This is a genomic window from Clostridium sp. UBA7791 (genome assembly GCF_002480755.1).
Lineage (GTDB): Bacteria > Bacillota > Clostridia > Clostridiales > Clostridiaceae > Clostridium_J > Clostridium_J sulfidigenes.
Genome location: NZ_DLCT01000005.1, coordinates 1,098,979 through 1,124,956, shown reverse-complemented (window position 1 = coordinate 1,124,956; position 25,978 = coordinate 1,098,979). Strand labels below are relative to the sequence as shown.

Here is a 25,978-nt window from a genome sequence, read left to right as displayed (position 1 = left end):
TTATGCAGCCTCCTCAACATTTTTTATAAAACCTTTACTTGTTTTTATTATTACTTTCTCACTAATTAGCAGAATTCCTGGTAATACAAATAAAATTACAAACATACTTATAATTGCTCCTCTAGCCATTAATGTACATAGAGAACTTACCATTTCCAGTTTAGATATAATACCAACTCCAGCTGTAGCCCCAAAGAATGTCAAAGCACTAGTAATAATTGATCTAGATGAGCTTTGAACAGCTATTCTCATAGCATCCATTTTGTTTGATGACATTTCAAGTTCTTCTTTAAATCTAGAGGTTAATAATATAGCATAATCCACTGTAGCACCTAATTGTATTGTTCCTATCACTATTGACGCTATGAAAGGAATTACACTACCTGTATAGAAAGGAATACCTAAATTTATAAATATAGCAAGCTCAATAGCAATAACTAAAATTATCGGCAAACTTAATGACATAAATACTAGTGCTATAATTATAAATATAGCTACTATAGATGCAATACTAACATTTTTAAAGTCTATATCTGAAATTTTGATTAAGTCATTAGTCAATGGAGCTTCTCCACTTACTAATCCATCAGAATCATATTTTTTTACTATGTCGTTTATTTTTACAAGTTGTTCCTTTACCTCATCAGTTGCTGCCTTATATTCTGAGTTTACTACAAAAAGCTCATAGCCTCCTGATCTTATCTTTTCTAATAAATCTTTTGGTATAAAGCTCTCTGGTACCCTTGGTCCTAATATTTTCTCTAGGGCAATTACTGAGGATACCCCATCTACCTGTTCTAGTTCATCAGCCATGGCTTTAACTTTATAGTTATCAAGGCTATCTTTAATTAAAATCATGTTTGTAGATGTCATTCCGTAGTCATTCTTCAACTTATTGGTTCCCACGATAGATGGTAAATCCTTTGGAAGGGACTCATCTAAATTGTAATATACTTTAGCATTAACCTTACCTATAAATGCAGGAATAAATACTAAAATTCCTATTAGTACACAGGCTTTATGGTGTTTTACCACAAATTCAGAAGTCTTCTCAAAGGTTGGTAGTAAAGTTTTATGTCTGTATTTATGAATAACCCTATCAAATGTAAGAATTAAAGCAGGTAAAACAGTTACCGTACATATAACTCCAAGTAATACTCCTTTAGCCATAACTAGCCCTATATCTTTACCAAGAGCTAAGTCCATTGTACAAAGAGCTAAAAATCCAGCTATTGTAGTTAATGAACTTCCTGCTACAGAAGTCATTGTATTTGCTATAGCATTTGCCATAGCTATTACTTTGTCCTTTTGAACTTCTCTTTCTTCATCATATCTGTGAAGTAAGAAAATTGAATAATCCATAGTTACTCCAAGTTGCAATATTGCTGACAGAGCCTTAGTTATATAGGATATCTCTCCAAAAATAATATTACTTCCCATATTATAAATTACTGCAATTCCTATACTCCCTAAGAATATAACTGGTATTACCACTGAATCCATAGTCAGTGCTAGAACTATTAAAGATAATACTACTGCTATTAATACATAAAATGGAGTTTCCTTATCTGATAAGTCCTTAGTATCTTTAACTATTCCAGCCATCCCACTTAGAAAGCTTTGTTCTCCAGCAACCTTTCTTATATCTTCTACAGCACTTTGTGTAATAATATTAGCACTACCTTCCTCTAGCATTATTACCATCATAGTTGAATCCTTAGCATAAAACACATCTTGTATGCTACTAGGAAGTATATCCTTAGGAATTGGTGAATCCAAAACATCATTTATCCATAATACCTTTTGTACTCCTTGAATTTTTTCCACCTTTTCCTTTATTTTTGCTACATCCTTATCTTCCATACCTTCTACTATCAGCATACTAAGTGATCCACAATCAAAATCTCTTTTTAGAATCTCTTCTGCTCTTACAGTTTCTAAATCATCTGGTAAATAGCTTAGTATATCGTAATTAATTTTAGTCTTAATAAACCCCAATACAGATGGAATAAGTAATAAAAATGCTAAAACTAAAATTATAACTCTACTCTCAGCTATCTTCTTAGATATCTTTGCCATAGTTCATGTCCATCTCCCTTTCATTAATATCTCTCAATTTTATACCGACCAGTCAGTTTCATCAATTGTCACTTACCTTAGTTTTCTTCAATTTTCCACTATTCAAAACGTTTTCATGGCATATTATCTTAATTTATCTTCACTTTTCATAGCATCATCTCTTTTTAAAGTAATATTTTTACAACAATGAATTTCTAATCCTATTTTCCTTCAATAAAAATTAACTTTATTCTTTATCTCCATTGAGAATCATCATTCTGATCCCAATGAAATTTTCTGAAAATTGAACCTACATTTCATATATGTAAATATATTCATTAAAAGGAAAAAATACATTAACAAATTATTTACTTATTAACAATTAGTAACAACATATGATTACTATTAATATCTATTTCCTTTATAAAAAATAAAAATAGCAAGAATTAATTTCTTGCTATTTTGCATACACTACATTGCCAAATCTATGAGAGAAGATTTAATTATTGGCATACCTTTTTCATTTTTCCCTTCTAATACCCCATAAATCCTAACTACATCTCCATCTGATATTTTTAAACTTTTAAAATTAAGTTTTCCTAATTCCCATGTAACTACATAAGACTTGGCCTCTTCTCCTTCATTTTGTGTGATTATGAAATTAGTTTTGTCTATATTCTCCCCTAAAGAATCTATTGAAGATACAACTCCTACTGCAAATACTTTTTCTCCTTCTAATTCTCCACTTTCTACTTGTGAACTTTGAACTTGTATCGCAGTATCTCTTATATCTATGTTTACATTATTATCTTCTACTGGTTCCTCAATTTGAGTTCCATTGCTTTCATCTTTGTTAGAGTTTTTAATAGACTTATTGCATCCTACCATGGAAGTAACGACAACACCTAAACACATTATAATCAACAATACTTTTTTCATTTTTTCATCTCCTATATTCTCTTTATAAGCTATATATATCAATGTCAACGTGAAAATAATACATTATTTTTAAAGATAAATTATGTATATGTATCATAAGGTTCATATTTTACAACTTTGGAATTAGATAAATATTCATATAAATCCTCATGGTCATCTATTGTAAACTTACGCAGTAAAAGCCTATCAGTATATAAATATTGTTGCTCCATTTTGTAACCCTCCATTTAAAATTATTATTACAATATTATGGTACCTAACTCCCACCGCTTGGTCAACATTTTTTTCTAAATTTTCTATTATTTCCATAAACAATTTTATACTCAATTTAAATGAAATAAAAATAAGGCTAGTAAGACTTTCTTCAGTCTACTGCCCTTAATTTCACTTTTGGTAAATTATATAAATATATTTTATAATTAAAACATTTTTAATTTAGCTAATTTAAAAATTTATCATGAAAATATGATAGTAGCACTTTTAGAATCACTAACCAACTCCTAATGCTACGTTTACCATTTTATTTGTCCTTGTAGATGCTGCTATTATCTTTTCATAGAGTTCATTGTCATTATATCCTTGATTTAAATATTTATTTTCGTAATACTCAAAAGGTAGATTAGTATTATTAATACTTAATTTTTCTGCCAACATTCTATCTGCCATTAGCTTTCTAGCTTGTGCTCTATACTTATTTCTTAGAAAGTGAGCTTGCTTTGCTTGTTCTTTTATTGATAATGATTTATCTATTTCATTAATAATGTTTTTATCACGTTTATTATACCATATTCTTACTTCTAAATTGTTTAATTTCCCTATTAATTCCGTGTATCTATTAAAATTATTTGCTGTTCTTACCTCTTTAACCTTTCTTATATATTTCATTCTTTACTATTATATAATATTTGTTAAAATCTTTCAAATTGCACCTTTATATACCCCCTTTACTCACATCACCTATAATCTGAATTCCTTCAAACCTGCATGAATAAAACAACTATTTAAATAGTTAAATAGTTTCCTATATAAATTATAAAGTCAGTTAACATTCATTTAGTCATTTCTTTGTACTACTTATAAATATCTAATGTAGTTTCTTTTAAAAACCACATATAAACTTAACATCTATATTTCATATTTAAAAGACTATGTCTCAGTATAGTTAACCTAATCTTTACTCATATAAAATACAATCCTATTAAAACCCTATATGTTGTATTATTTTACTACTCTTATACTCCTTGGAGATTCTTTTTTTCTTGTTATATACCCCTTTTCTTCAAGCTTATTTAAATGTGCATGAACTGTAGATGTAGATGTTATACCTACAATATCACATAACTCTCTAACTGTTGGTGAAATACTCTCCCTCTGTACATATTCATTTATGGCATTAAGAACTATCCTTTGCTTTTTAGTCAACATTTTATAACCCCATATAAATACATTTTGTCAAACATTTGTTCTCTTTTCAATTGTATATTTATAAATAGACTAATAAAGATTTTACTCCTTACTAGCCTTAAATATTATTTACCTAACTTCTTACAATAATCTATAGCCTTATCTAATGTTTCCTGTCTATTCTTCCCCTGGATAAGTACATTTGTATAACCACTCTTATTCTTAGCCTCTCCTACTGCAATAACTGTTTTATATTGTCCATAATGTGCATATGGTCTTAAACAGTTTATTGTTGGACAGTTAAGCCTATCAGCTATTATCTCAGCTATTGCCTGGTCTACTGCATTTGAATATTGTATAATATAATCCATTTTATTTTCATCTTTGCTATCTGTATTAGGTTTTGGTTTTTCTGGCTTAGCTATGTTATCTTTAGAATTAATTAATCCAGGATAATCAACATAGCAATAGTTCATATCTACATTACCACTAATGCCATTTACTCTTCCATCACTAACATATTGCCACATATCATGTTTACCTTTATAGGTACAAGTCGTATTATATTGAGCCACCCACTTAACCCATTTATTAAACCTGTTATCTGTTAGCTTATTATTAAACCAGGATGTATTAGCATAAATACCTGCCCAATAACCAGTCTTTTCTATAGCATTGCAAAATACCTCCGCCATATCTGCTATAAGTTTATTAGAGCACTTTCCTGTAGTCCCTGCATCTTCTAAATCATAATAAACTGGATATTTTAGTTCATATCCTTTTATTAATCTTAGGATATGATCCGCTTCACTTTTGGCTTGTGATATTGAGATTGCATAAGAATAAATATAAACTCCAAAGGGTATCCCAAGTCTAGTACATTCTTTAGCATTTCTATGGAATTGCTTGTCATCCTGGCTTGTTATGTTATCACCATATCCTACACTCAAGATTGCATAATCTATCTGACTTTTAACCCTATCCCAATCAATAGTCCCTTGGTGATGTGATACGTCTATACCTCTTAATTTCATAATCAATTCCTCCTTAAATATAAAAGAGTGAGATTGCTTCTATTCTGTAAACTAATTATTTAATTCTTTCTTTTCTCCATCCTTAAGCTGTGCTAGTGCATCCTTTATTTTTTCTGGTATAGGTAATCCGAGCCCTGCACAATTCTCTAGTAAACTAATCCCCTCATTGGCAATGTAGAAATAACATACAAGAGTACGAAAAACCCAAGTGCCTGTATTAAGTAATCTATCTAGCATTACAGCAACTATGAGAACTATAAATATAACTGCCTTTCTAGCTATCCCCATTAACCCAACATCACTAGATACTTCCTTGTTAATCCATGCTCTTAACAATCCTGTACCATAGTCTAAAACCATAAAGAGTATCAATACTACCAATGCAGTATCCCATGTTCCTAATAGCCATGTTATGCCTGTTCCTAATGCCATTACTATTACTTTAATGTAGTTTAAAATTTTATCCATATTACACCTTCCTTTTTTACAAAATAAAAGAGACCAGGCTTTAACCTAATCCCTTAATTTCATTAATTTCATTAATTTCATTTTTTAATTGAGTAATTTCTGCTCGTAGTTTTTGAATCATATGAGTATTTATAGAAATCATTTCCGTATAAGCTAAAGAATATTCATAATCTACTATTCTTTCATCTGTAGAGTAATCTACTATGGAAGTAGGGTCTATTTCATTACCTTTTGCATCCATGGGAGCTTTTTGCAATAATGCCATATCTTTATAATCAAGACCAGCTACATCCATGGCATCTTCTACATCTTGTGCGATAAATCCATAATGTTTTCTTCCACTGTGTCCGTTAATCAATTCATAACTTATTGGTTTTAAATTTTCATAAAATGTTTCTATTTTTTCATCATAAGCTAGAATATTATTCTTTTTCCTTCTGTCTGAACTTACGTCTGCCGCTTGTGTAGAATAAAGCTTTATGAATCGACCACTTGGAGATCCTAGATAAGATACTCCATTTAAAACATTAACTGCGTCGTTATACATTCTGACATATACATCATCACCACTTAAACCAAACCAGTAATTATTACCACTTGAAAATCCCCAACCCCTATTCTTTTTACCTCCGATTACAAGGAATCCACTATTTATAATAACATCAGCATCTGTAACAGTGAGTCCTGCTGGGTTGAATGTATACTTAGAAATTCCACCTTGATATATATCTGTTTTGTTAGAAGATATATATAAGTAGTTAGATGCGTCCCACTTAAGTCTTACTGCGGAACCTACTCCCAACTCATCTTTAGCAGTTGCATCTAAACTACATTTTCCAAATAATCTTATAATAGGGTTATTTGTCGCAGATTTTAAACGCTCTAAAGATATTGTATTTGTTTTAATATTCCCACCATCGATAGTCGTTTGACCAGCTGTACTTAGGTTCGTCATGGTAACATATCCAGTAAGATTTATTTTACTAGCACTTATTTTTATAGATTCGGCAGTTTGGTTAATACAAGAAATAATTTCATTGGAAGAAACTTTTGCTCCTAAATCATTTTTATAATAAGTAGAACTTCTAACCGTAGATACAATTGCGGTATCAGTAATCTTCTGTTCTGCATTAGATACCCTGTTAGTAAGTAATGTTACTTTACCATCTACGGTTTCGGTTGTTTGTTCTACACCCTCAACCCTAGTAGTAACCTTACCCAGGTCAAGTTCTATACTAGCGGCTTTTTTAGATACTGTAGTTATCTTATTTTCTACATCTTCTGGTGCTGGAGACCAATCTGTAGGTTTATTACCTTTTTCTAACTTTACATTTTTAATATACACTATTGAGTCTGTTTGAAAACCATACCCATAAATATAAAAGCTTCTTTCCCTTGTAAAATCTATAGTATCCAGTAAAGGTACTTTAGCATATACTCTAACCCACTTATTTACTGGAAAATTGTTTAAAGTGTATTGACCAGAATGAAAACCTAAGGAAATCCCACCAATTAAATAATGATGTATACCTCCAAATAGTTTTGTTCCTATTCCTGTAGAAAACACATCCATAGATACAACTAATTCACTAAAATCAGAAAGAGTCCTCTCAATATTTTGAGATATACATTTCCATTGTCCATTACCATCACTTTCATTAAACTCGATAACAGGATAATTAAAAGTAATGATGTCTATATGTGCATGGTATGATGTAGTAGGATTAGGCACTCCACCATTATATCCACTCCACTCAGTAGCATATAAGTTGTCATGTTTATCCGTTATACTACTACTTTTATAAGTGTTTTTAAAATCACTATTTAATACTAAATTCCTTCCACCAACTTCAATCTTATCTATAGCACCATTAACAATATTATTAACTTGTGTGGTTTCAACTTTTAAAGCTATAGAATCTTTCATTTGTTCAATAGTAGATGCTTGAGTTGTTACCGTTTCATTAAGCCCACTTATACTTGTAGAGTGAGCACTAACCGTTGATTTAGTTTTATCTAAATCTCTTATTGTATCATTAGTTTTATTTTCCACTCCTGATACTTGACCAGTTAAGTTATTTATAGTACTAGTATGACTACTAATTGTGCTACTTATAGATTCTACTGTTGTTACTGTAGAATTATAAGCATCCTTTAACTGCGTAATTACTCCATCCTTAACTATTGTAGTGTTACTTATTAATGCACTTATTTTACCTTGTTGAATGTTTAGAGCTGTTGTATTACTTTCTGTAATAGTTTTTACACCTTGAATGGATGCATCTATATCTTCTGGAGCTGGTGTCCAGTCGGTAGATTTATTCCCTAGTTCAACTTTTATATTTTTTATCCAATATTCATCTGTCGGTTTGAAATATAAATAAAGTCTACTATCCAAGTTTGGATCACCTACAACAGTTTGAGTAAAAGATAACCATTGCCATTCTGTTGTAGCATTAAATGTAAATGTATTAGATATAGTAGCAGTATTATATAATTGACAAGTAAAATCACTATTAGCTTTAGCTTTTATTAATATAGATAACGTAACCTTGTCTCCTACTTTTAGCAATCCTTTTGGTAAATATAATTCAGAACCATATACATACTGTTTATTAGTATGCAATACTTTACCATGAATAGTGTCTTCAACTATTTCAGATATAGATCCGGTACCACTTGAACTACTTGGTATATAATCTAATCTACTTTTAATCAATAAGTTCCTACCACCTACCTCAATTTCATCAACAGTAGTACTAAGTGTATTAAAGGCTATATCCAATGTTTGATTATTTTTATCTAACAGTACCTTTGAAGACTTTAAAGTATGGGTATTAGTATCTTTATTAAATTCTTCTATGAAACTATTATAATCTATCTGCTTACCACCTACAGAATTCTCAGAAATCATATTACCTTTTATGAGGTCATCACCTATAGCATTTTCCTTAATTCCTGTGTGGTCTATAAGAGTGGTAGTTCCATCTTCTCCTCTTAAAATAAAATTAAAATCACCTTTGATATCCTGTCCCATTTGTATTCTAACTCTATTATTCTTATCCTTAAACTGTTGGGTAGCACCTGTTATTTCAATTCCACCATTATCAGATTTTATCTTGAACTTATTAGTAGATATATCTCCGGAATTAATTTTACTAACATCTAGATTCTCAATCATTGCGTTTTTGATGAAGCCATTGTCTACAGTGACTTTATCAGATGTAAGGATTAAAGACTGGATATTGTTAGATGTAAGGTTTCCATTTACAAGAGTTTGTATATCTCCTACGCTACTTTCTAATATCTCTATTCTTCCTACACCAGCATTAAGTTCTATTATATCTGCTTTATCAGCCTGTAACTTTACTATATTAGCATTGGCTGCATCTAGTTGTGTTATTGTAGCACTTGTAGCCTCAAGATCACCAACTCTAATTTCAACTGCATTAAGGCTCTGTATGTCCGCCTTATTAATTGTAATTTTTTCTACTGTACCCTTTATAGCTCCTTCAGATATAGTTCCGTTACTGCTAGTAATATTGTTTACAGTTTTAGAAGTATCTTCATATTCCTTTTGCATATCCTCAAATGTCAATATAGTGTTTGCTATCTCACATGTATTTTTATCAGGTTCATCTGGATATTCTACCATTTTAACTATTCTTTGCTTTTCTTTAATACCTTCTTCTTTAGATATAAGAGTAATTATGTCTCCAAGACCATATGATAAAAGACTATACTTATCATTAATGCTTGCGAGATCTACTATATCAGCTCCATAACTTTTATAAGGTTTACTTAACTCTTCTAACTTTGCAATCGCATCTTCTCTAAGTGAATTTTCATCTGTATATTTTTCAGCCTTCCATATAATAGTTTTCTTTTTTGAAGAATATTGATAATTTTCTACTGTAACTTTTAAGTCGTTTTCTCCTATGGCAATAAGTCTTGTACAAAAATCATAAGAATTACTTTTTACATCTAAATCTCTTAAATTTAGAGAGTCTATAAAATAGACTCCCTTGTCATTTCCAAGCTTTTTGGCTATATTTATCCTTTTATTAAGTGTATCAAACTCCATTTCTACAAAATAGGTTTTCTTAATATCTTGGATTATATCCCACGTACTACAATTAATTTTTCTTATGGTTCTCTTTTTAGTCTCATTGCAATATCCTATTATCCAACCTGTTCCAGCTAGTGCAAGTGTCAAACATTCAGCTATAGTTTGATTAGAAGTATCAAAATGTTCCCAACTTTTCCCCTCTAAGGCTTCTACATTAAGAACTGCTTTAATAGATTTCCAATCTCCATTAGTTGAAATTTCTTTTATTACAAACTCATGGGTTTTAGTTCTTATATACCCCTCTTCTTTAATCTCATCGGAGAATCTAGATGGATATGAAAAAGAAAGTGTCTTATCTCCATTGCTAAGAACACTTTGTATTTTAAGGTCTTTATATAAAGTTAAATTACTTATTTTAACTTTGTTTAAGTCATATAATTGTAGCATTATTAATCTCCTTTCTCCGTATCAAGAGTTTTAGGGATTACTCCTCTATCATATAATCTATAAGCATTAACTCCATTGGACTCATAACACAATTAGAGTTTACAAGTTCATCTATTTGGAATTTATGAATATCTATTTCATTCTCTATATCTAATAGATCTTTAATATCTCGATTCCAGTCCATTATATATTCCTCTGCAATCCTTATATTATTATCTTCTATTAAAGGTTTTCCCTCTTCGTCTTTAATACTATACATATCAATAAGTTTTTGTTTTTCTTTGTTGTATAACTTAAGTTCATCTTCTATTTTTGCTATATTCTTAGCTAAAACATAGGAAACTTTTATAGGTAATTTTTTTTGTGATATTGCTCCTAAAACTGGAGCATCATTTACTATTCGGTTATTGTTTAATTTTATAATCATTATAAAGTACCTCCTAAAACCAATTTTTTTACCAAAATATAAATTTTTATAAAATTCAATCACGTAAGCAAATTGTAGATCTTCCATCTCATTATTTTTTGTGAATGCTAACTTCTTAGTTGCTTTTAACATATTGATCATCTTTTCATCTAGATATATCTAGGTTTATATTTAATATTTATATCTACATTATTTCTGCTAACAGTAATTGCATTAATTCCTGGTTTAAGTGTAGGAAATTCCCACATATCGCAATCACTAAACTTATTAATTCCATCAACTGTTACAGTATCTTCTCCTATTGTTACCCTTTTACCCCCTATTAAGTTTTTAATAATAATAGGGTTATCACTTAATCCATTGATTACTATATCTGCAATAGATATAGAAGGTATTATTTCAACTATAGCCGGTATTTCTATATCACCATCTACATTTATAGTTTTATTATTAATTCTATTCATGATTTCAATTTTCTCTTCTTTCTCAGCTACAACAAGCATAGTCACTTCTAGAATTTCATTTCCTTCTACTATATGCTTTGATGATGGAGTATCACTTATAAAACCCCTATAATAAATGTCTATATCATGAAATTTTATTGTTGATATGGCTAATTCCTTAATAAGAATACTCTTCATTATCTCTATCTCATCATCATTGCTGCATATTATATCTAAAGTAAGTTTAAGTACCTTATATTTATATCTAAACTTATTAGATATATATGGATTAAGTGAGTTAGCACTCCAATTGTTTATAATATCAATTTCAGCTGTTCCTATATTTCTATCTAACAATTTTGCTTTAAAGTTACTTATATTAATATTATTTATAAACACTATCTCACCCTCTTTCCAGCTAAAGCAAATTTACCATCAACTTTTTTATAAGTATACTCGGATATTTTCTCGCTATCCATATATACTGGAACTATAAATGTACTATCTTCTTGAATATCATCACTATTTAGATTAGAACTTATAGTACTTGTACCTTGATTATTTTTAGCAATTATACCTCCTGTAGTACTTGATACATTATAATCTACTGCCATTTGCATTCCGTATACTAAGTCAGATAAATCTTTTTCCATAGATTTTTTTATATTGTCTGTTTCATCAGTAAATCCTACACCTACACCTTGTGCCATATATTTACCTACTTGATCTCTGAAAACCCTACTAGGTGAATTAATATCTAATGCTGCTCTGGCTCCTCCAACTATTCCCTTGAAGAATCCACTTACTCTTTCACCTATCCAACTACCCATACTTGTAATACCTTCCCATATACCTTTTACAACGTTTATTCCTATATCCAGAAACTGTGAAGGTAAGCCTTTAACTGCATCAATAATATTTTTAACCATATCTGATCCTGCTTCAGCGGCTTTACTTCCTAAATTTATACCAAACTCTATAACTCTATCTATTGTATTGCTTAGCCATTCACCTATTCTACTTGGCAATGTAGAAAACCATTCTATAACTGCATTTATAGTATTATTAACTGTGTCAACCATACTGTTATATGTTTGTGTTCCCCAATCAGCTATATTGTTATAGGTATTAACTAGCCAATCCCATATTTTTCCGGGTAACTCTGAGAAAAATGTAACTACAGTATCTATCCATATTGGAACATTCTCTATAAAATAATCCAATACACCAATTCCCCACTCTACAATAGTAGTAAGGACATATCCTAAAACAAATCCTATCTTTTCTGGTAATTGACTAAACCAATCAATTATAGATTGTATCCACATTGGAATAACTTCAGTAAAGAAATCTACTATAGCTTGCCATCCATTTGCAAATACTTCTTTAATTATTCCCCATAATTCCAAAAACCAGCTGCCCACAGTTTCTCCTAATGATGATATTTGTTCGCCTAACCATTCCATAATAGATAAAATTCCTTCACCTATAAACTCCATTAATGTAGCAAATAGTGAAGCCACTACTTCAATTATTAAAGGTATTATTGTAGGTAGCATTTCTAATATTGCCTTTCCTAACTCTAAGATTAAGTTTAGTAGTAAATCCAATAAGTCAGGTAATAATTCAACTAATCCTTCAATAAGACTTACAATAATTTTACCAGCCGATTCAAGAATGCTAGGCAAATTACTCTTTATTCCTTCTATCAAAGATTCTATAATAGAAACTCCTATATCAACAAACTTAGGTAAACTTTCTGATATATTTGATAACATATTCGCAAATACATCTCCAATACTACCTGCAAGTCCTTCAAATCCACCTTCTTGGAATGCTGAAGATAGCTGTCCTATCATATCTGTTGCTGAAGCTGTTATTTCTTTTAATGGGGCATCTACGCTATCACTCATATCTTTTCCAAGACTCATTAGTGAGCTTTTAAATATAGTAACTTCACGGCCTAAACCCTCTTCCATAGTTGCCGCTGTTGCATTTAGCTTTTCTATTTCTGCTCCTGCATTTTGGCTAAAATCTGCTATTTTAGATACGCCTTGTGCAAACTGTTTTCCAGCACTTATTCCATAAGAGCCAACTTTTCCAATAGCTTTTGTAATATTGCTAAATGCCTTTATACTTGATTTACCAATGTCCATAGCTAAGTCTGACATAGTTTTACTATTTTTTTCTTTTACCTCATTAGCTTTTTCTTCAAAGTTATTTATAGTATTATTCATTGTTTGGTTTATGGTATTATTTATTTCTATATTTATTTTTGTTAAGTCAACTAATAGTTCTTTTCTATCAATTATAATATTTGACATAATATCACCTGCCTTTTATAAAGCAGGCTACGGCTCACTACTCTAGGGTGTGGCTCTAAGCTCTGGCTTTTCTATTTCTATATTTATTAACCTCTTACATCTACTACATTTTATTTCTCCTTTGATGTAATCAGCTTTAATTAATAATTTATTACAAAATGGACATTTTACTTTTACTATGCAAATCACCTACCTTTACTAATAAAAAGTGCCTAGTTTTATAAGCACTTTTTATTAGTTTTTATAGTTAGAATACTAAAATCAAAGTATTCCCCTTAAGTCTCCATTTTCCATAAGAGCATTTTCAATTTCTGTTACCTTTTGTTTTTTAGATTTACTCATTGGAATAGCATAAATTCTCTTCATATTACTATAAAAATCCTTTTGTTCTTTGCTCATATTGGTATTTATAGTCATAGATCTATATCCCATAATCTTAACTATTTCATTGTCTTCCTTTAAAGCTCTAAACATGGCTTTAAATTTCCACCAATGTAAATCTTCTATATCCTGAAGGTCTATGTCATATTGGGTTAGAAAAGCGGAGTAAATATAGTCATCGTCATATTCAAAACTATATGCTCTTGTACTCTTACCCATAGATACTCCACTACTTCCTTCATTAATATCTTTTCCACCTCTATAAAACCAAAGAATTTGTTTAATTGCTTCTTCTAAATTATCTGGTATTACTGGATAATATAGAAGAAGAGCATTATATATCTTTTCTTTATCATCAAGCTCATCATCCTGAATCATTATCTCAAACAAAATGGATGTACGAAAATCATAATTAATCTTATATTCTCTATTATCTATTTCAACTTTTCGAGGTAAAACATCAATTAAAATATTCATTATTTTTTAGAACGTCTTTGAATTCTATTAGAAGAATACTTATTAGCAATGAGTTCAATTTCTTTATTTTTCTCATTTATGCCTGTTATTAGAGCCTCAAAAGCCTTTAAACATTCAAGTAAGTTAACTTTATCTCCAAATACTCTTTCATGAGTACCTTGTCCAAAAAGTTCATCAAAAACTTTAAAGATGGCTTTGCACTGAGTTCTTATCCCTTCTCCAATTGACATACCCTTTGTTTCTTCTTCTATATTCATTACTTTTTTTATTGCTTTATCATATTTTTCTGCAACATCGGCATCAAATATATCTAATTCTAGCTCAATTCCATTAATATTCATTAAATATTCCTCCTACTAAATTGCAGTAAATGTTTTTGTTGCAGTATTGAATGTACCTTCTATAAAATCTCCTACTGCATTTAAGTTTCCTGATACCACAATAGTTTCTCCGCCTGCTCCAGCTAATCCAGCAACTTCACAACTTACTATAAATTTTCTAGCCTTATAAGTATTCTCACTTCCTTCTATTGGTTGAAATAGTTCAACTTTAACATAGTCAAATTGTGCATCTGCACCTGTAAGATGATTTCTTCCAACATTGTATAATGCCATTACTGCCCCTTCACTTTTAATTAAATCTGATGTGAATGGGAATTGTGTTTGGTATGACTTAATTGTAGTTGACGATGATTTATCGTTAATATAAACTTTAGTATCAAGTTGAGCTGCTGGATTTTCATCTAATGTATTAAATCCAGCTCCCATTAATTCATATTTTTCTACACCTGTTGATCCACCTATATTTATATAATCTGCTATTTGATGTCTTTGTATTGATTCTCTACTCATTATTTTTTCCTCCTTCTTGGTAATATACCAATCTACATTCTATTTTATATTGTGCTTTATCTAGATTTTTTTCGAAAACATAACCACTTGTTAATGCTTCTATTTTTTGTGCCACTCTCCCACTATCTAGTACTGGTAGATTATTAAGCTCTGATTGAAGTTCTAGCCACTTAGCAAAGTTTTCATAGAATTTACTATTAGCTATATTTTGTACTACATCTTGTCCGCATACTTCCCTACTGACAAACATGAAACAGTATTGTCTAAGACTAGTTCCATCAATATACTTTTTTAAAATTTGTTCTCTAGGAAGTTCTTCTATCATATAGGATACTGTATTTTCACCTAAGTAATTAATATTAATACCATCATTAATATTTGCTAGATAAGGACAGGTTCCTATATATTCTTTGATACTTTCTACTATATTCATTTCTACCTCCTCTACTGATTTATATATTTTTAATATCTATTAGCTATTTATTAAAATCATTGTCACAGTTTAAGACTTTGGTTACTAGTTTTTAAAATTGAAATGGTTTATCTAGATCCTATTTAGCTAATAAAATTTAAATATATATTTTTATTTACTTTAAATTAGAGGCTATTCTTTCTTTTTGAATTATCCTAATGTATTTCAAAGAATTTATAAATCTTAATATGAAAGTCACCGCATTGTTATCACCCCTTTCCTTTAGCTCCATTTCTTATTTGTTAATAAAACTTTTTAACCATAACTCATAGTGATAAATTAGTAATCTAAACTTTATTATTCTTATTTTAAAATTTAAAACTAATTTATTATCTTAAGACTCAACTTTTAATAACTTATCACCACTGCGATAATATTATTCTAGCACCGCTTTAACCCGATTATATAAAGAGAGTTTAAAAGGAATTTATAAAGAATTTATAAAGAATATATTTGCAAGAGATTTAATAGCTTTTGACTTTATTGCTGATACATATTCTTCTGTAATATAAAGCTTTGCTGAAATATTTCTATTACTTTCCTTCTGAAAATATCTCATTTCAATAATACTTCTTTCTCTATCTGTAAGAATTTCTAGAGCATTTTCAATCTTTTTTATTTCAGCTTCTTTAACTTTTATAGCATAATTTAATCTGTTAATTTGAGCCTCTTTTCTTATTATCATGTTTTCCACTGTTGAAGTAATTTTATTAGTTTTTCCTGTCTTCTCCACGTAATTTACACCAATTCCGTCATCATATTCATTTTCTAATAACTCTATATCTAGTTTTATATTTTTAATTTCTGCTTTCGTTTGATTAAAGTTATAAAGCATAGTTTCAATTTTTTTATTCATATTCATACCGATCCCCCTTGAATTTAATTCAATTTTTATTATTTGTTGTTAAAATATTATATTGATTTAAATTCAATATAATATTTCATTTGTTAAAGACATATTTCAGCCTGCACTCTAATTATAACGTGATTTACTATTATTGAGTTATTTCTCTAAATATACTTCATTTCTTATACAACCCCCATATTTGAATTTAATTCAATATTCATATTTTGATTTTATTGAATTAAATTCAAATTGTCAAGTCGTATTGAATTTTTTTTGATTTTATTTCAACTTATATTGATTTTACTTCAAATATGGTTATAATATAATTATAGGAGGTGTAAATATATGAATACACTGGGTATTAGGTTAAAAGAACTTCGAAAAAAACATGGATTAACACAAAAATCATTAGCAGATATTCTTTTAATAGATAATAGCTCAATTTCTAAATATGAGAATGATAAAGCAATACCAGAAAATGAATTGCTTCAAAGAATTGCCGATTTTTTTTCCGTATCTGTAGACTACTTACTTGGTAGAAGTGATATATCATCACCTAAAAAATCAACTTTTGATGATTTAGAATTAAATCCCAAAGATAAAAAAGATATTGAGAAAATTTTTAACAGTACCTTGGAGTCTTTAGAAAATCAAGAAGGACTTATGCTTTCCGGTAATCCTATTAATGATGAAGACTGGGAATTATTAAAATCTGCTATTCAAAATGGAATTGAGTATGCTAAGAAAATGAATAAGATAAAATATACCCCTAAAAAATATAAAAAATAATTTCAAACTTTATTTCGTAAAATTTGATGATGTTTTTGGGAGGGGAATATAATTTTGGAAATTTCAAATTTAGTAAATAACTTAGTAAAAAAATATAAAACTAATGATCCTCGAGAATTATGTGATGCTCTTGGAATAAATGTTATGTACGAAGATTTAGGGTCTATTCATGGATTTTATCAATATGCTCCAAAAAATAAAATAATTCACTTAAATATTAGATTAAGTGAAATGGATATGTTATTTACTTGTGCTCATGAACTTGGCCACGCTATATTGCATAGTAATTTAAATATACTTTTTCTAGAAAGTAAAACTACTCAAGTTAAAGGTAAATATGAAATGCAAGCTGATCAATTTGCAGCTGAGCTATTGATTGATAAATCAATAATACTTAATTATGAAGGTTTATCTATAAACACTATTGCTAAATGCGAAAATATAGATATAAAATTTTTAAAACATAAATTTTTATATAAATGAATTATTAAAAGTTCATCAATAAAACCATCAGGATATATTTAATCTCATATCTTGATGGTTTCTGTTAAATAGATTTATATAATAAATATCATATATTTTATACTAATTTTTGATTGAAAATATTATCTAACTCCAACTTCCTTACCTTTTTTTGAATTTCTTCTGACTCTAAAATATAAAGTTCATTATCCTTCATTCTCTTAAAGTACTCGGCTCCTGCAAAAGTATATCTATTTCTTCTACCTTCTGTAGTTTGAACCTTTTCATTAGCATAAGCTATAATGTCTCCAGTAGCTAAATTTCTTGGAAGGGTTAAAAGTGGCATTCCAAGCTCATTTCTAACAGCATTATGTCCTGCTAATGAACCAGTTGTTATGGCTTCTGTATGTCCTACAAAAAGCCCACTTTTTTCTCCAGCGCAGAATAAATTATCAAGTCCTACAACTTTCATCTGATTACTTCTTGGTGCAACTGATAAATATCTAATGGAGTTTCCTTTACCACCTGCATATGGATCTACAAATTTTGCCTCTTCAAGACCTTCAATTTTTCTAAGTTTATCTAAGGGATAATAAGAAGTCATTAACTTAGCATGACCAGTATCTAAAAGTACTATATTTTCCGCAAATTCCTTTAGTGCATATTGTTGACAAACCTTTTGCTTTAACTTATCCGTATTTATATCTTCTGGTGGAACCTTTAATACTACTACTCCTGTTTCATCTAACTGTTTTACTATTTTCTCTGATAAGCTATCCTTCTCCAACTTGCATGATCCACTGAAAGCACCAAATACATCTTCCTGTCTTTCACCTTTTATATCTTCTATACCTGCTCTATAACTAATACTTACTCTTGGTCCAAAGGCTGGGCATCTTAAAATACACATAGAACAACCATTTCCATAGCGTAAGCAATTTCCCATAGGTCCTGTAGAACCAGTAGTTTCTACAAAGGCATCTGCTTCTATATATTCACCATTACTAAGATAAATTCCCTTTATATTAATCCCTTCCATATTTACATCTACTACACGGCTTACAAATCTAACTTTTATTCCCATTTTTTCAATGTGTCTTCTTACCGCTGGCTCTATTCTATTTACATTGTAAAGCCATGCATGTTCATGTCCTGGAAAATCTATATTTTTGTGGAGTGTATTAGCATCAGTTATGTTGATTAAATCTCCAGCTCCTAGAGCTATAAGCTCCTCTGCTGCAGTATACCTTCCATTATTCCTCATAATTCCGCCAACATTTCCAAGTCCTAGTAATAAATCTGTTTTTTCAAATATTTCAACTTCAGCTCCGGCTTTACGTGCAGAAATTGCAGCTGCACAACCAGACCAGCCTCCCCCTATTATAACTATCTTCAATACAATCTTCTCCCTTCAAATATATATTTAGGACTGGTTTGCATCTTACACAGTCTTCTCAATTTTTCATCATCATTCATAATTGTACAGCAACCACAAACCCCTTCCCCACAACACATTTTTGCATTATTGGAACAAGAAAATTCAATATTCTTATCATAAGCTTCTACTATTTTCATGATTTGATGACTAAGCACATCTGCACTGTCACAATGCACTAAAGCAACATTACCCTTAGTTAAAATTCCTTCTAAAATCTTTCTACACTTACAATCAAGAATTCCACCCATAAGCAGTGTATTGGTTTTAATTATTTCTGTAGCAAATTTTTTCAATTCCTTTTCTATAAATATTGTATCTAAAGTTCCTTCATCAATAATTACTGTAATTGTATTTTCATTATTGTATAATTTCTCCATAACAGGTACCATAGGTGCTTGACCTATACCTCTACATACTAAAACACAATGATTTCTTTTAATGGTATTCACTGAATTAAGTCCTAAAATTCCATTCCAAAAAGGACCTTTAATTAAAACATATTCATTGATATTTACATCTTTAAGTATCTTTGTTTTAAGTCCCTTTAATTCAATAGCCAAGGTAATAACATCATTTCCCGTATCACTATCCATTACACAAATTGGGGTATCAAAGGCTTGTTCACAATCCTCTTTTCTAATAAATACAAAGGAACCAGGACCAACTAATTCGCTAGCTAGTTTTTGAGTAACTTTAATCTTTAATATCATAAGCTTTTCATTTATTAGTTCTTTATCTATAATTTGAAATCTTTGATGTTTCCTTCCTTCCTTTGCCTTAAAATTGTTTTGCATAAATTCCTGATATATACATACTCCATTCCAATTTACGCAATCACAAAAGTCTTTGCCATCTAAGTGAGAACAAAGAATGCAATTTCCTGACTCAGCTAAATGACATGGACAGTATTCACTTCCACAATCTATACAGTTATATGGTTCATAGCCCATTACCTGTGCCTCCAAAATTACTATATTATCAGAATATTTCACAATAAGTTATTTGCTACTATTTCCATGAAAAAAACCAAGGTTTTTACCTTGGTTTATATTATTTATTCTATTCATCTTTATTAATCATGTATTTAATGTAATCCCATATTCCAATTTTTTCAATATCTTCTTTGAGATGAAGGGTTATTGCGTATTTAGAGTTTAATTCATTGGTTATGGTAAGCATTCCTATATCATCTGTAGTTCTAATTGGTGTAGTTAACTCATAATTAGGTAGAACAATATCTTTGACTATTTTTTCTTCATTTCTAACAGGAAAAATTAAATCTTCTTCAGCAACTAATGGTATTCCCTTGTCTTTTCCTTTAACTTTTATATCTCCTATAACTTCACCAGCTTCTATAACTTTTTTATATTCATAATTATCTTTTACATATTCATAAATTCTCTGACTTTCTTTCCATCTTGGAACACAATTTAATGTTACTACAATTATTTCATTTTTATCTAGTTTAAAGGAACTAACAAGACATTTTCCAGCCTGTCCTGTATATCCAGTCTTAACTCCAGTACAATTAGGCTCTGAATATAAAAGTTTATTTATATTATTAAATTGTTTTGTAAATTCTATTCCTTCTTCTCCCGAGATTAATTTAGTAGACACAATTTTATTAAATTCTTCAATCTCCTTAGCTTTTTTAGTTGCTATAGCTAAATCATAGGCTGAAGAGTAATGGGAGTTACTATCTAGACCATGAGGTGATTCAAAATGACTATCTAACAAACCTATTGATACTGCAAATTCATTCATGACTTCACAGAACTTTTCTACAGTCCCACTAGTTCCTTCAGCAATAGCAATGGCACAGTCGTTACCTGACTTGAGCATAAGACCATATAAAAGTTCTCTTATGGTTACCTTATCTCCAGCCTTATATCCTACTTTAGAGCCTCTTATAGATGCTGCATTTTTAGATATTTCCACAACTCTATCTATATCTCCATACTGTAAAGTAACCAGAGCAGTTATTATCTTTGTTGTACTTGCCATAGGTATAACTTTATGGGCATTTTGATCAAATAAAATAGTTCCAGTAGCTGAATCTATAGCTATGGCAGATACTGCATCTACTCTTATTGGAGCTGCATCTACGTTTTTCATAGGAATACTCACTATAATAAATAAAAATATTAATAGGAAACAACATACTCTTCTTTTCATCCTTTTACACTCCCAACTTAAATTTGTGACTTATTCTCAAATAGTTTTATTTTTTTATTTACCATGAATATATAAATCATAGTTGGATAGAATTGCAGATATAAAACTATGGAGGTTTAGTATACTAATGAAATGTTTTTTATGGATTTTAGCCATAGTTACACTGGTCTTATTATTTCCTATTCCAATAAAAATAACACTTATATATGCTAATGAAATTTTTACCTTAAAAATATATAATAAAGTAATAATTCCATCAAAAACTAAAAAAAATAGGGCTAAAAATGAAAACAAATGGAGTGATTATGTAAAAACTCCTAACGAAGAAAAAATTTCAAAATTAAAATTTAAAGATTTGAAAGGAATAATAGAACTCTTTGTTAATTCTAAATTTAAATTTACTATACGCACTAAATTTAGAGTGGATTACTCTATAGAAGATGCTGCTATAAACGCTATTACTTACGGCTTTTTATATCAAATTACAGCATTTATTTCAACAATTTTAAATCTATTTTTTAAAGTTAAAAATTTTACTCCTACTATCAATATTAAATATAATAAAAATTTCTTTAAATTTGAAAGTACTAGTATAATTTTTATAAATATAGCAAAAATTATATACATGGTTATTGTAATTTTTTATCACCTTATCAAAGTACGAAAAACTTCTTCCTTTGATAAAGTGAATTTAAAGGAGGAATTTTAGATGGACGGTCATCCAATAGAAAATTTAATGAAGTCGACTATGGAAAATATTAAAAATATGATTGATGTGGATACAGTTATCGGTAATCCTGTAAGTGCACCTGATGGTACCACAATCATTCCAATTTCAAAGGTATCCTTTGGTTTTGCCTCAGGTGGAAGTGAATTTAAGGATACTAACTTAGATTCCTCTAACAGGCATCCCTTTGCTGGTGGATCTGGTGCTGGAATCTCCTTAAAACCAGTGGGGTTCTTAGTAGTACACAAAAATACCATAAGATTTCTTTCCGTGACTGAGTATAATCCATACGATAAGATAATGGATGCAATGCCTCAAGCCATTGATATGATTTCTGGGCTATTTAACAAAGATAAAGTCAATGGTGATAATTATTCTGAAGTCTATAACCCATGCGACCCTTGTGATTAACTCTAAGAAAAAAGGCTATCTTAAAATAATTCATTAATCTTTTTATAATATTGAGGTGTATTTTAATACTATAAGTACATCCTCAATATTTATTTAAGATTTAGATTTTATTTTAAATATAGCCATAATATTATTAGAACTTCTTTTCTTCAATATCCTTTTCCTCTAATTCTACTAGCTCTTCATCTTCAATAAAATTATCTAAAGATGGTAACTCTCCTAAAGATGTAAAATCAAAATGCTTTAAGAATTCGTCAGTAGTAGCATAAAGATTTGGTCTTCCTATAACACTTTTCTTTCCTGATTCCTTTATAAGTCCTTTTTCTACTAAAGTACTAATAGCTCTATCACTTTTAACTCCTCTTATGTCTTCAATTTCTATTCTGGTTATTGGTTGTTTATAAGCAATTATAGATAGGGTTTCAAGAGCAGCCCTAGATAAGGATTGTCTAATATTTGTCTTTAACAGCATTTGAAGATAATCACTATTTATAGGTTTTGTACCAAGCTGATAAGCCTTATTGATACATATTAGTTTTATCCCCCTAGACTCATCTCTTTCATATACCTTTTCTAAAACCTTTAAAAGTTCTGTAGCAAATTCTACTGAACATTCTAAAATACTTGCTATAGTGTCTACTTCCAATGGGTCTCCAGTTACATATAATAAAGACTCTATTATAGAAAAATATCTTTCATATTTAGATTCATCTATAAGATAATTTAACTGATGTTCTGATTCTTGAAGAACCTCTTCTATTTTATTTCTAGGATCAATATCTATGCTTCCATCTTCTTTATTTACTCTACTTAAAATTTTATCATTAACTTCTACATCTTCATGATTTAAATTAGTATGTTCATTCATCCCCCATCACTCCTTCTAAATATATTTCACCAAAGTTACCATGTTGAACTACTCGTACATCCTTAAGCTTTATTAACTCTAACAAGGCTAAGAAGGTTACAATGATTTCCGTTTTACTTTTGCTCTCCTTTATTATACTAGTGAAGGTAGTATTTTTACTATGCACTAATACGTCTTTTAAGTAATCCATCTTATCTTCTATTTTAAATAACTCAACCTGTACTCTGTCTTCTATGTTGAAGGTTTCATTCATCTTATTTTTATATATTTCCATAAGTTCAATATACATATTATATAAATCCATCATGGTTATGCCCTTAAGTAGCTCTTTGGCATCTTGCTTTTTTTCTCTGGTATCTTCAATTATTTCAGGCCTTTTAGTAAATATAATGCCTGTATTCATTTGTCTCTTGCCCAGAAATTCAGCTATATTTTTAAATTTTTTATATTGAACTAATTTATCTATAAGCTCTTGTGTATCATCAACCTCTTCAATCTCTGGTTCCTTATTTTTAGGAAGTAATACCTTAGATTTTAATTCAATTAATGTAGTAGCCATAACAATAAACTCTGATGCAATATCTAAATCCAATTCCTTCATTTCATTTAGATATCCTATATATTGATTTGTTATATCTAAAATACTTATATTATATATATCCATTTGGTTCTTTTTTATTAAGTGTAATAAAAGGTCAAAGGGCCCCTCAAAGTTTGAAGTTTTAATTGTTAATGCCATGGTTTCACCTTCCTTACAACAAATTTATCTGCATACTAAAAACTTCAATATATATTTTAGCATGAAAACACTCATTTTAAATTATACTCTAAATTTAGTTAAATTTACAATAGTAAAAACCACATCTTTCAATTATGACAATTATTATTTTGGAATCAAAAATTACTGTAGTTCATTTAAAAATAAAAAATCACCCTAAAAATTTTAGAGTGATTTTTTATATCAGCATTATACATTTGGGGTTGTATATTGTAACTGATAACTATAGCATTAAACTGAATTTTAAATTAACCTTTATATATATTTTTTACAAATATTTATTTTTTATTCAATATAAGTATATTAAAAGATTAAATATACTTATATTGAATGATCAAATATATTTGAAAATATATCTTTAACATTTTTAAAGAACTGAGATTGTTTTACTTCCCTATCACTATATAATTCTACTTTTCCTAGTAATTCATCTCCATTATAAACTTCACAATATCCAACAACATCACCAGCATTTATTTTTTTCAGTTCAGGATTAATATTTACTTTCTTTGTTAATTCTTCCTCAGTGCCTTTTTCTATGGTTACTTTTAAATCATCTTTTGCTTTTGCTATAAAGAAAGAATCACCTTTTTTATTTAATGGGATTTGTTGCACGTCTACATCTTTAGCTACTATAGTTTTACTTTGGTATTTAGAAAATCCAAAATCCATAAGCTTACTTGCATCTGCATTTCTTTGTTTATATGTAGGCGCTCCCATTATTACTGCAAGCATCCTTACATTGTCTCTAGTTGATGTAGCAGATATGCAATACATAGCTTCTTGTGTAAATCCTGTTTTTAGTCCATCACACCCTTTGTAAAATCTCACCAACTTATTATGATTAACTAATTCAATTGGTGTTTTTCTACCTTCTGATATAGTTTCCATATATATAGATGAATATTTTAATATGATTGGGTGTTTTAAAAGCTCTCTAGACATTATGGAAATATCTCTAGCAGTACTTAAATGTCCTGAAGCACTAAGACCTGTAGCATTTTCAAAGTGAGTATTAGTCATTCCAAGTTCTTTAGCTCTTTCATTCATTTTTACTGCAAAAGCTTCTTCACTGCCTTCTAAGAATTCTGCCATTGCCACTGCTGCATCATTTCCTGATGCTATAGCTATACCTTTTAGAATTTCTTCCACAGTTCTTACTTCTCCAGTGTCCAATATCATACTACTACCGCCCATAGATTTAACCTTTTCACTACAAACTATTTTATCTTGAAGAGTTATTCTTCCATCATCTAAGGCTTCCATAGCAAGTAGCATAGTCATTATCTTAGTAACCGAAGCAGGTGCAAACTGTTCATCTGAGTTTTTTTCATAAATAACTTTACCTGAATTAGGCTCTAATAGTATTACAGATTTTGCCTGTGGCTCAAACCCTATTACATTATCTGCAGGCTCATTTTTTATTTCATCATCAGCAAAGGCTGTTGGAAGGATTATAGCCTGCAATGAAAGTAGTACGGATAATAATAAAGTTAAAACAAATTTATTCTTTTTCATAACCGACCTCCAAAACAATTATTATGAGGTTATTTTTACCTCAATCTTAAAAATTATCCTAGAAATTTAGAAATTTTATTTTCTAAAGTTTCTTCTTATTTAGAGTTCCCTAATATAGAATTTATATCCTCAAGGTGCATATATTACTTTAAAAATAAAATGAAGCTATAT

General features: G+C 29.4%; 26 protein-coding genes. 4 read left to right on the top strand and 22 right to left on the bottom strand.

Going from position 1 to position 25,978, the window contains the following annotated elements:
* The 16 genes from B3Z56_RS10805 to B3Z56_RS10730 all read right to left on the bottom strand — a co-directional run bounded on the left by B3Z56_RS10805 (position 1) and on the right by B3Z56_RS10730 (position 16,656).
* A complete protein-coding gene (locus tag B3Z56_RS10805) occupies positions 1 to 2,079 on the bottom strand; it encodes an efflux RND transporter permease subunit (RefSeq protein WP_346847993.1) in 2,079 nt (692 codons plus the stop codon).
* Positions 2,080 to 2,529: 450 nt separating this feature from the next.
* Positions 2,530 to 2,997, bottom strand: coding sequence for a hypothetical protein (locus B3Z56_RS10800; RefSeq protein WP_346878760.1), 468 nt, complete (start codon positions 2,995 to 2,997; stop codon positions 2,530 to 2,532).
* Positions 2,998 to 3,077: 80 nt separating this feature from the next.
* Positions 3,078 to 3,209 (bottom strand): GNAT family N-acetyltransferase, encoded by a 132-nt coding sequence (locus B3Z56_RS10795; protein ID WP_198028539.1) that lies wholly within the window; start codon positions 3,207 to 3,209, stop codon positions 3,078 to 3,080.
* Between the two features lie 277 nt (positions 3,210 to 3,486).
* The gene (locus B3Z56_RS10790; protein WP_346878759.1) at positions 3,487 to 3,882 is read right to left on the bottom strand and encodes a hypothetical protein; all 396 of its coding nucleotides are present in this window, start codon (positions 3,880 to 3,882) and stop codon (positions 3,487 to 3,489) included.
* Positions 3,883 to 4,215: 333 nt separating this feature from the next.
* On the bottom strand, positions 4,216 to 4,422 hold the full coding sequence (locus B3Z56_RS10785; RefSeq protein WP_346878758.1) for a LexA family protein: 207 nt from the start codon (positions 4,420 to 4,422) through the stop codon (positions 4,216 to 4,218).
* 104 nt (positions 4,423 to 4,526) lie between these two features.
* On the bottom strand, positions 4,527 to 5,435 hold the full coding sequence (locus B3Z56_RS10780) for a glycoside hydrolase family 25 protein (protein ID WP_346878757.1): 909 nt from the start codon (positions 5,433 to 5,435) through the stop codon (positions 4,527 to 4,529).
* A gap of 51 nt (positions 5,436 to 5,486) precedes the next feature.
* Positions 5,487 to 5,903: a phage holin family protein gene (locus B3Z56_RS10775; protein WP_346878756.1), complete on the bottom strand. Its 417-nt coding sequence runs from the start codon at positions 5,901 to 5,903 to the stop codon at positions 5,487 to 5,489.
* A gap of 40 nt (positions 5,904 to 5,943) precedes the next feature.
* Positions 5,944 to 10,419 (bottom strand): phage tail spike protein, encoded by a 4,476-nt coding sequence (locus B3Z56_RS10770; protein WP_346878755.1) that lies wholly within the window; start codon positions 10,417 to 10,419, stop codon positions 5,944 to 5,946.
* A gap of 37 nt (positions 10,420 to 10,456) precedes the next feature.
* The gene (locus B3Z56_RS10765; protein WP_346878754.1) at positions 10,457 to 10,846 is read right to left on the bottom strand and encodes a DUF1617 family protein; all 390 of its coding nucleotides are present in this window, start codon (positions 10,844 to 10,846) and stop codon (positions 10,457 to 10,459) included.
* 149 nt (positions 10,847 to 10,995) lie between these two features.
* The gene (locus tag B3Z56_RS10760; RefSeq protein ID WP_346878753.1) at positions 10,996 to 11,688 is read right to left on the bottom strand and encodes a phage distal tail protein; all 693 of its coding nucleotides are present in this window, start codon (positions 11,686 to 11,688) and stop codon (positions 10,996 to 10,998) included.
* A complete protein-coding gene (locus B3Z56_RS10755; protein ID WP_346878752.1) occupies positions 11,688 to 13,613 on the bottom strand; it encodes a hypothetical protein in 1,926 nt (641 codons plus the stop codon). The genes B3Z56_RS10760 and B3Z56_RS10755 overlap by 1 nt, the downstream gene beginning before the upstream one ends.
* 261 nt (positions 13,614 to 13,874) lie before the next feature.
* Positions 13,875 to 14,471: a bacteriophage Gp15 family protein gene (locus tag B3Z56_RS10750; RefSeq protein WP_346847979.1), complete on the bottom strand. Its 597-nt coding sequence runs from the start codon at positions 14,469 to 14,471 to the stop codon at positions 13,875 to 13,877.
* Complete coding sequence (locus B3Z56_RS10745; protein ID WP_346847978.1) at positions 14,471 to 14,812, bottom strand: DUF6673 family protein; 342 nt, start codon at positions 14,810 to 14,812, stop codon at positions 14,471 to 14,473. The genes B3Z56_RS10750 and B3Z56_RS10745 overlap by 1 nt, the downstream gene beginning before the upstream one ends.
* 15 nt (positions 14,813 to 14,827) lie before the next feature.
* Positions 14,828 to 15,322, bottom strand: a complete 495-nt coding sequence (locus B3Z56_RS10740) for a hypothetical protein (protein ID WP_346847977.1) — start codon at positions 15,320 to 15,322, stop codon at positions 14,828 to 14,830.
* Positions 15,315 to 15,755, bottom strand: a complete 441-nt coding sequence (locus B3Z56_RS10735; RefSeq protein ID WP_346878751.1) for a chloramphenicol resistance protein — start codon at positions 15,753 to 15,755, stop codon at positions 15,315 to 15,317. Before B3Z56_RS10735 ends, B3Z56_RS10740 begins: the two co-directional genes overlap by 8 nt.
* 466 nt (positions 15,756 to 16,221) lie before the next feature.
* The gene (locus B3Z56_RS10730) at positions 16,222 to 16,656 is read right to left on the bottom strand and encodes a sigma factor-like helix-turn-helix DNA-binding protein (protein ID WP_346847975.1); all 435 of its coding nucleotides are present in this window, start codon (positions 16,654 to 16,656) and stop codon (positions 16,222 to 16,224) included.
* Positions 16,657 to 16,986: 330 nt separating this feature from the next.
* Here B3Z56_RS10730 and B3Z56_RS10725 point away from each other — a divergent pair, with 330 nt between their 5' ends.
* Positions 16,987 to 17,430 (top strand): helix-turn-helix domain-containing protein, encoded by a 444-nt coding sequence (locus B3Z56_RS10725; protein WP_346847974.1) that lies wholly within the window; start codon positions 16,987 to 16,989, stop codon positions 17,428 to 17,430.
* 54 nt (positions 17,431 to 17,484) lie between these two features.
* Complete coding sequence (locus B3Z56_RS10720; RefSeq protein ID WP_346878750.1) at positions 17,485 to 17,913, top strand: ImmA/IrrE family metallo-endopeptidase; 429 nt, start codon at positions 17,485 to 17,487, stop codon at positions 17,911 to 17,913.
* A gap of 97 nt (positions 17,914 to 18,010) precedes the next feature.
* On the opposite strand, the gene B3Z56_RS10715 is transcribed toward B3Z56_RS10720, so the two are convergent.
* The 3 genes from B3Z56_RS10715 to B3Z56_RS10705 all read right to left on the bottom strand — a co-directional run bounded on the left by B3Z56_RS10715 (position 18,011) and on the right by B3Z56_RS10705 (position 21,505).
* Positions 18,011 to 19,288, bottom strand: coding sequence for an FAD-dependent oxidoreductase (locus B3Z56_RS10715; RefSeq protein ID WP_346877416.1), 1,278 nt, complete (start codon positions 19,286 to 19,288; stop codon positions 18,011 to 18,013).
* Positions 19,285 to 20,322: a sulfide/dihydroorotate dehydrogenase-like FAD/NAD-binding protein gene (locus tag B3Z56_RS10710; protein WP_346847971.1), complete on the bottom strand. Its 1,038-nt coding sequence runs from the start codon at positions 20,320 to 20,322 to the stop codon at positions 19,285 to 19,287. Before B3Z56_RS10710 ends, B3Z56_RS10715 begins: the two co-directional genes overlap by 4 nt.
* A gap of 67 nt (positions 20,323 to 20,389) precedes the next feature.
* Positions 20,390 to 21,505: a D-alanyl-D-alanine carboxypeptidase family protein gene (locus B3Z56_RS10705; RefSeq protein WP_346847970.1), complete on the bottom strand. Its 1,116-nt coding sequence runs from the start codon at positions 21,503 to 21,505 to the stop codon at positions 20,390 to 20,392.
* Between the two features lie 127 nt (positions 21,506 to 21,632).
* Between B3Z56_RS10705 and B3Z56_RS10700 the strand changes: the two genes are divergently transcribed.
* Positions 21,633 to 22,214: a DUF2953 domain-containing protein gene (locus B3Z56_RS10700; RefSeq protein WP_346847969.1), complete on the top strand. Its 582-nt coding sequence runs from the start codon at positions 21,633 to 21,635 to the stop codon at positions 22,212 to 22,214.
* A complete protein-coding gene (gene ytfJ, locus B3Z56_RS10695; RefSeq protein ID WP_346847968.1) occupies positions 22,215 to 22,643 on the top strand; it encodes a GerW family sporulation protein in 429 nt (142 codons plus the stop codon).
* 133 nt (positions 22,644 to 22,776) lie between these two features.
* On the opposite strand, the gene scpB is transcribed toward ytfJ, so the two are convergent.
* The 3 genes from scpB to B3Z56_RS10680 all read right to left on the bottom strand — a co-directional run bounded on the left by scpB (position 22,777) and on the right by B3Z56_RS10680 (position 25,807).
* Positions 22,777 to 23,511, bottom strand: coding sequence for an SMC-Scp complex subunit ScpB (gene scpB, locus B3Z56_RS10690; protein WP_346847967.1), 735 nt, complete (start codon positions 23,509 to 23,511; stop codon positions 22,777 to 22,779).
* Entirely contained in the window at positions 23,504 to 24,250 is a 747-nt protein-coding gene (locus tag B3Z56_RS10685; protein WP_035129401.1) for a segregation/condensation protein A, read from the bottom strand. The genes scpB and B3Z56_RS10685 overlap by 8 nt, the downstream gene beginning before the upstream one ends.
* A 360-nt stretch (positions 24,251 to 24,610) precedes the next feature.
* Entirely contained in the window at positions 24,611 to 25,807 is a 1,197-nt protein-coding gene (locus B3Z56_RS10680; protein WP_346847966.1) for a D-alanyl-D-alanine carboxypeptidase family protein, read from the bottom strand.
* Positions 25,808 to 25,978 lie beyond the last annotated feature (171 nt).